The organism is Pseudomonas oryzicola (genome assembly GCF_014269185.2).
GTDB lineage: Bacteria > Pseudomonadota > Gammaproteobacteria > Pseudomonadales > Pseudomonadaceae > Aquipseudomonas > Aquipseudomonas oryzicola.
Window position 1 is genome coordinate 1 of the sequence record NZ_JABWRZ020000008.1, and the last position, 1,555, is coordinate 1,555.

1 rRNA gene is annotated in these 1,555 nt (G+C 50.6%); it reads left to right on the plus strand.

Features of this window, described 5'->3' with window-relative positions:
• Positions 1-121: 121 nt before the first annotated feature.
• Positions 122-1,555 (plus strand): 23S ribosomal RNA (locus HU760_RS24340); the annotation flags it as partial.

Consider the following 1,555-nt stretch of genomic DNA (forward strand, 5'->3'; position numbering starts at 1 on the left):
CCAGTTTCACTGCTGGTTAATCAGGCTAAGGTAAAATTTGTGAGTTCTGCTCGAAAGAGCAACATGCGAATTTTCGGCGAATGTCGTCTTCACAGTATAACCAGATTGCTTGGGGTTATATGGTCAAGTGAAGAAGCGCATACGGTGGATGCCTTGGCAGTCAGAGGCGATGAAAGACGTGGTAGCCTGCGATAAGCTTTGGGGAGTCGGCAAACAGACTGTGATCCAGAGATCTCTGAATGGGGGAACCCACTCAGCACAAGCTGAGTATCTTGCACTGAATACATAGGTGCAAGAGGCGAACCAGGGGAACTGAAACATCTAAGTACCCTGAGGAAAAGAAATCAACCGAGATTCCCTTAGTAGTGGCGAGCGAACGGGGACCAGCCCTTAAGTTGATTTGAGATTAGTGGAACGCTCTGGAAAGTGCGGCCATAGTGGGTGATAGCCCCGTACACGAAAATCTCTTGTCAATGAAATCGAGTAGGACGGAGCACGAGAAACTTTGTCTGAACATGGGGGGACCATCCTCCAAGGCTAAATACTACTGACTGACCGATAGTGAACCAGTACCGTGAGGGAAAGGCGAAAAGAACCCCGGAGAGGGGAGTGAAATAGAACCTGAAACCGTATGCGTACAAGCAGTGGGAGCCTACTTTGTTAGGTGACTGCGTACCTTTTGTATAATGGGTCAGCGACTTATATTCAGTGGCGAGCTTAACCGAATAGGGGAGGCGTAGCGAAAGCGAGTCTTAATAGGGCGTTTAGTCGCTGGGTATAGACCCGAAACCGGGCGATCTATCCATGGGCAGGTTGAAGGTTAGGTAACACTGACTGGAGGACCGAACCGACTACCGTTGAAAAGTTAGCGGATGACCTGTGGATCGGAGTGAAAGGCTAATCAAGCTCGGAGATAGCTGGTTCTCCTCGAAAGCTATTTAGGTAGCGCCTCATGTATCACTCCAGGGGGTAGAGCACTGTTTCGGCTAGGGGGTCATCCCGACTTACCAAACCGATGCAAACTCCGAATACCTGGAAGTGCCGAGCATGGGAGACACACGGCGGGTGCTAACGTCCGTCGTGAAAAGGGAAACAACCCAGACCGTCAGCTAAGGTCCCAAAGTCATGGTTAAGTGGGAAACGATGTGGGAAGGCTTAGACAGCTAGGAGGTTGGCTTAGAAGCAGCCACCCTTTAAAGAAAGCGTAATAGCTCACTAGTCGAGTCGGCCTGCGCGGAAGATGTAACGGGGCTCAAACCATGCACCGAAGCTACGGGTGTCATCTTCGATGACGCGGTAGAGGAGCGTTCTGTAAGCCTGTGAAGGTGAGTTGAGAAGCTTGCTGGAGGTATCAGAAGTGCGAATGCTGACATGAGTAACGACAATGCGAGTGAAAAACTCGCACGCCGAAAGACCAAGGTTTCCTGCGCAACGTTAATCGACGCAGGGTTAGTCGGTCCCTAAGGCGAGGCTGAAAAGCGTAGTCGATGGAAAACAGGTTAATATTCCTGTACTTCCAGTTATTGCGATGGAGGGACGGAGAAGGTTAGGCCAG